This window comes from Acetivibrio sp. (assembly GCF_035371925.1).
GTDB lineage: Bacteria > Bacillota > Clostridia > Acetivibrionales > Acetivibrionaceae > Hungateiclostridium.
Window position 1 is genome coordinate 1 of the sequence record NZ_DAORXT010000134.1, and the last position, 5357, is coordinate 5357.

A 5357-nucleotide genomic window follows, 5' to 3' on the forward strand; every position below is an offset into this window, starting at 1 on the left:
ACATCAATACTACACTCTCAACATTGCTTAAGTTGATGGAATTGATGTCTGCGGGGCATTTTTTATAATATCTGTTCTACAAAACATGTCAACGTTGCAATTCTTCTATTGTTTCGTCACACCAGCGTATGACAGCTTCACCGGATATGATTCCCCTTCTAAGAATTGCTTTCATAAAACAGGCTCGCTCTTTCGATATGTCCTGGTTATCCTGCTCCAGATTCTTTTGCATTTCAAGATACTTATCCAAATTCTTTTCATGGAGTTTTCTATAATTCTTTAGCATATTGATAACTCTCTCCTTCGGCTGGCTGCTGGAAAACAATAATTTTAGCAAAAATTCGGAACGCATCGGCTGCGGAATAGTTTCTTCCAAAAGCCATGCCTCAAGCTCCTGCCTTCCCTTTTCAGTTATTCCATACTTTATTTTCTTTTGGTTTTTTTCTGTAGAAACGATTTCAATCAATCCATCCTTAAGCATCATTTTCAATGTTGGATAAATATGTCCGAAATTTTCATTCCAAAACCCGGAGAGCACCTTGTCACTGTACTTTTTTATGTCATAGCCGCTGCTTGGTGACAGACTTAGAATACCTAAAATAGCATATATGGATTTATTCTTTAATGCCATTCTTATTTTCTCCCCTTCCAAGTGTCAACAAATTTTTCAAGTTTCAATATTGTCTGTTCAAACTCAGTCAAATTCCTTATTTCCCGAGAAATTTTCATGCAGTTTTCCTTGATTTTTCTATTCATTATAAGGGCTTCTGTCTTGAATCTCAATATATCTGGTGACAATTCCTTTATGCTTTCTGTCATTCCCAGCTCCATAGAAACAAGACGCTGGGCCACTTTATGCTGGTCATTGACCTGAGGTAATGCAAGCATAGGAACTCCAAAGTATAGAGCTTCGTTCACACTGTTAAAACCTGCATGAGTAATAAATACATCAGCCCGCTTTAAAATCTCCAGCTGCAGAAGAAAACTCTTTACCAGGAAATTCTGCGGTATTTCCCCTAATTGTGAGGCTTCACACTTCTTTCCGATGGATACGCATACATAATAATCCGTATTGCGAAATGCCGAGATACATGTCTTATAAAAATCTAAAAAATCTGTATTCACACTTCCAAGCGATATATATATAAGCTTTCTGTCTCCTATCACGGAAAGGTCTAAATTGTCTACTTCCTGTAGCCGGTCGATGGACGGACCGACAAATAAATAGTCCGGCTCATGTACCCCGTCATCTCCGTTAAAATCCTGAGTGGTGTATACGATATTTAAATCTCCTTTACTTGTAAAGACCTGTTCTAATGAAGGTTCCTCAATATTATAGCTTTCACAGATTCGCTTTAATATCCGATAGCAATAATCCAATTGGGGATGGGAGCCCGGCATAAGCATTCGTTCCGGCACCGGTGCTTTACTCATAGCAAAAGAAGAGTGGGAACACACAACCGGAACATTAACAATCTGTTTTAAAAAACATGCTCCTCCGAAATAAGAATCACAAATAATCATATTATACTGACTTTCTTCTACAATACCTAATATCTCCGGCAGCACTGCTTCATCATATAAAAGCATGTACTCCATCAACATAAAAAACGGATGTCTGTCGGCCGGTATTCTTTCAGAAATAAATCCATCTTGTTACCAAATCCAATCCATTTTGCCCCCATCTTTGCTACCTGTTCCGAAAAGGATGCAGAACAAAAATAGCTGACCTGATTTCCTTTCTCTGTAAATTTCTTAACTAATCCAAGCGTAGGGTTAATATGCCCATGCAAGTTTGCATTTACAAATAAAATATTCATTTTCCTTCTCCTTATATCACCCTGATATAGTCATATAATATATCACTCTGATATAGTTGTCAATATGCTTTCGATATCAGCTAAATTAAAATGATTAATTCCATGTGATTTCAACATTGCAAAATCAAGTGAACATTTTTACCTTCTTCTGTTATTTAACAGATGTACTTAATTACTGAGTAGAGTGCCTGTTGATATTGCTCCAATGAATAATTGATACCTAATAAGTGGATAATAACGTTATGCGAATAATAACTTCAGAACGGAAAAGGACGTGTTATACTATTTATGGAAAGAATTTTGCAAACAAGATTGCAGGAGAAACTAGACCAATTAAAGGATTCCACCAAACCAGAGCCCATACGCTCAGATGGCTGTGGTGCACTAGATCTTGGCCCAAGGAATATCAATCGCGATAAAGAAAATCCTGATATGCTGGTTCCGCCGGCTACAGATAAAGGTCTCATCCCAAACCTGAAATTTTCGTTTTCAGATACAAATATGATTCTAAGACCAGGTGGTTGGTCCAGAGAAATCACCAAGCGGGAGCTCCCTATCTCTGACACATTTGCCATTGTAAACATGAATCTTTCCCCAGGTGTAAGAGAAATGCACACCCACCAGCAATCAGAGTGGGGATTCGTTCTGGTAGGAGGCTGCCGTATTACTGCTGTAGATGAAATGGGAAGAAACTTTGTAGCCGATGTTTATCCGGGCGAAGGCTGGATTTTTCCCAAAAATATTCCTCACAGCATCCAAGGTCTCCATGAGGGCTGTGAGTTTTTAATGTTCTTTGATAAAGGAGATTACTCAGAGCACAATACCTTCTCTATTTCAGAATTGTTTGCCCATATGCCTATGGATGTTTTATCGGCAAACTTCGGAGTGCCGGAAGAAACCTTTAAAAGCATTCCTAAAAAAGAGGTATATATTACAGACGGTGGCGACCCCGGAACCTTGGAGTCACAGACTGTAGATTCTCCTACAGGGAAGGTTCCTCTTTCATACAAGCATGAACTTTGCAAGGTGCAGCCAATCAAAGGCGACGGAGGAACCATACAAATTCTTGACAGTCACAATTTTCCTGCTTGCAAAACTGTAGCAGCAGCTCTCGTAACAGTAGAACCAGGTGCTATGAGAGAGATACATTGGCATACCAATCAGGACGAATTCCAATATTATATTAGGGGCAGAGCAAGAATGACAGTATTTATGCCCGGTCCCAAAGCCCGTACTTTTAATTATGGTCCCGGAGATGTAGGCTATGTCCCGGTAGGCGGCTTCCATTATGTACAGAACATTGGCGATGAGCCTCTGCAATTTCTTGAAGTCTTTAACAGCAGTCATTTTGCTGATGTATCACTTGCTCAATGGCTCGCCATGACTCCACGTGAAGTGGTGAAATCAGTATTAAACCTTCCTGATGAGTTCCTTGATAATTTACGCAAAGAACGCAATCCTGTGGTGAAATACAAAGGCTTTGAATTTCCGCCTGCCAAAAACACACCACAGAACGTGTGCTACTTTAAGGATTTTGATTTCAAAGCACCGGCTGATCCAGACGACAAAAACTATTCTGTCTGAATTACTGCCCGCTAAATAATCTTTTAAAAATAGTCATGAATTGCTATACACCTCCAAATGATAAATGCTATTCTAACATTGGGAGGTGTTTTTTGATAATAAGAAAATAACGGAGCTTATATATAGAATCAATCTTTCTTATTTATCCATTTCATAGCAAGTTCGGTTTCATTTGTATTAGTATCAATTTGTTCACCCTCGATAAAAAACCCTTCTCTTGTATAAAATCTAACTGCTCTTTCATTCTTTTTATAGACATGTAAAAAGAGTTCTTTATTTATCCCCTTGATGTGATCTAATAAAGCCTTTCCAATTCCTTTTGATTGACTATTTGCTTCAACAAATATTCCTGCTATATAGTTTCCACTTAACCCTGTAAATCCTTTAATGGAGTTTTCTTCATAAATATAAATTGTTGCCTTAGGCATCATTTCTCTTACTTTTTCATAGTTACTCCTCCAATATTTTTCATCAATAAAATCATGTGCAGAAATATTAGTCTCAAGCCATAATTTCATTATACTGTCTAAGTCAGTTTCTTTAAATTTTCTAATCATTACAAAACCTCTCAATCTCAAAAATTCGATTTACATTTCATTAGTGTATCTTCAATCTCAAGCTGCCATCGCCGGCACGAAATGCTGGCATGTTCCCGGGAACCTCAAAACACCTCATTTCTTTATTGTGATATATGAAGGATAGTATAAATCACACCTTTTTCTGTTTTCACTTTTTCTAAATCATCAACAAAATAAAATACATGGTACTTCCATTTGTCCGGATTATAAATAATTATATACTCTGCATCAATTTTCGGTATAGTGTCTTTGATGCTTTTCTTAAAGTTGTTCAAGCTTTCTTTCGGCTCTATTTCTCCTACAACTTCAAATAAGAAGTTTGCGTCTTTGATTTTTTGCGTTGTCTCATCAATTAACAGGACTCCGATATTTACGTTCTGCCATCCAAATGATGTTAAAATATTGTCATAAAACCCCTCAAACAAGAATTTATTTAATCCTTCACAATCTTTCCAAACATACAATGGAGAATAACTATTTTGCAAGTTATTATTTATCCCCTTTTCTGTGATTAAGTAAAGTTTGAACTTTAGACCATAAAATCCATCTGTTTTATATCCGTTGTCCTTTACTCTCTTTCTTATGATATCCATATCATAGTTGCTGGGTAATGTTATCTTGTATTGTGATGCAATCATAATTCCACTTCCTTTTATATATTTTAATATCCGGATGGTTCGGCTCACGAAGCGAAGTCAAAAATCTTGCATCTTTCAATAAATGACTGCTATTATATGCCGAACTTAAATCCACCACTTGCAAAATATTATTTTTCCCCACAGATTTTATTTCTATTTTAATCTTAAAGAATTATCATGAAGTTGTAAATTAGCCATATCTCAAAAATACATGGTTCCAAAAACAAAACCGGCAGATGACCAAGTCCGATCATCTGCCGGTTTACATACGCTATTTGATTTTACTTAGTTTATCCTCAACATTTAACGTAGAACCGAACTTTCATGCACAGTTCATCGTCTTTATCAAACAACACCAAACAGGAGATCGCCGTAGGTGGGTATCGGCCACAAGCTTGCATCCACTATGGTTTCAAGCTTGTCGGCAGCAGCGCGCAATTCGTTCATAATCGGGATGATGACATCCTTATAAGCACGGGCATGCTCCAGCGAATCCCCTTCATGCGTATCAACTTCTTCTAACTTCGCACCTAGCGTGTCGATATATGTCTTCAAGCTAGACGTCAGTGAAACAAGCTTATCCAGCTCTTCCTTGACGAAGGAGGAATCCGCACCTGCCGCATTAAGGGAAGCAACGGTATCTGCAACCTTTCTGACATAAGCCAGCGATGCCGGGAGTATCTGCCTGCTTGCCATTTCAATCATGGTCAGGGCTTCTATGCGTATTGTCTTGATAT

The 5357-nt window shown here is 37.8% G+C and carries 6 protein-coding genes and 1 pseudogene; 1 reads left to right on the top strand and 6 read right to left on the bottom strand.

From position 1 onward, the window contains the following. Positions 1-88 precede the first annotated feature (88 nt). From PLH43_RS12865 to PLH43_RS12875, 3 genes are read right to left on the bottom strand one after another with little or no spacing between them, the layout of a single operon-like run. Entirely contained in the window at positions 89-631 is a 543-nt protein-coding gene (locus PLH43_RS12865) for a PadR family transcriptional regulator (protein ID WP_324363763.1), read from the bottom strand. 2 nt (positions 632-633) lie between these two features. Beyond that, complete coding sequence (locus PLH43_RS12870; RefSeq protein ID WP_324363765.1) at positions 634-1590, bottom strand: nucleotide disphospho-sugar-binding domain-containing protein; 957 nt, start codon at positions 1588-1590, stop codon at positions 634-636. An 8-nt stretch (positions 1591-1598) separates the two neighbouring features. Further along, positions 1599-1820: a hypothetical protein gene (locus tag PLH43_RS12875; RefSeq protein ID WP_324363767.1), complete on the bottom strand. Its 222-nt coding sequence runs from the start codon at positions 1818-1820 to the stop codon at positions 1599-1601. 432 nt (positions 1821-2252) lie between these two features. On the opposite strand from PLH43_RS12875, the gene PLH43_RS12880 reads away from it, so the two are divergent. Continuing rightward, positions 2253-3404 carry a cupin domain-containing protein gene (locus PLH43_RS12880; protein WP_324363769.1) on the top strand — a complete coding sequence of 384 codons (1152 nt, stop codon included), beginning with the start codon at positions 2253-2255 and terminating at the stop codon, positions 3402-3404. Positions 3405-3532: 128 nt separating this feature from the next. Here PLH43_RS12880 and PLH43_RS12885 read toward each other — a convergent pair whose 3' ends face one another. The 3 genes and pseudogenes from PLH43_RS12885 to PLH43_RS12895 form a co-directional block, all read right to left on the bottom strand. Then, positions 3533-3961 carry an N-acetyltransferase gene (locus PLH43_RS12885; RefSeq protein ID WP_324363771.1) on the bottom strand — a complete coding sequence of 143 codons (429 nt, stop codon included), beginning with the start codon at positions 3959-3961 and terminating at the stop codon, positions 3533-3535. 122 nt (positions 3962-4083) lie between these two features. After that, complete coding sequence (locus PLH43_RS12890) at positions 4084-4620, bottom strand: DUF4865 family protein (RefSeq protein ID WP_324363773.1); 537 nt, start codon at positions 4618-4620, stop codon at positions 4084-4086. Positions 4621-4965: 345 nt separating this feature from the next. After that, positions 4966-5357, bottom strand: a pseudogene (locus PLH43_RS12895) (glutamine synthetase type III); the annotation flags it as partial.

What these genes read in the sequence shown, in the direction of transcription:
- PLH43_RS12870 (WP_324363765.1), bottom strand. Translation starts at nt 1,590, where the DNA reads ATGCTTTTATATGATGAAGCAGTGCTGCCGGAGATATTAGGTATTGTA.
- PLH43_RS12880 (WP_324363769.1), top strand. Translation starts at nt 2,253, where the DNA reads ATGCTGGTTCCGCCGGCTACAGATAAAGGTCTCATCCCAAACCTGAAA.
- PLH43_RS12865 (WP_324363763.1), bottom strand. Translation starts at nt 631, where the DNA reads ATGGCATTAAAGAATAAATCCATATATGCTATTTTAGGTATTCTAAGT.
- PLH43_RS12885 (WP_324363771.1), bottom strand. Translation starts at nt 3,961, where the DNA reads ATGATTAGAAAATTTAAAGAAACTGACTTAGACAGTATAATGAAATTA.
- PLH43_RS12890 (WP_324363773.1), bottom strand. Translation starts at nt 4,620, where the DNA reads ATGATTGCATCACAATACAAGATAACATTACCCAGCAACTATGATATG.
- PLH43_RS12875 (WP_324363767.1), bottom strand. Translation starts at nt 1,820, where the DNA reads ATGAATATTTTATTTGTAAATGCAAACTTGCATGGGCATATTAACCCT.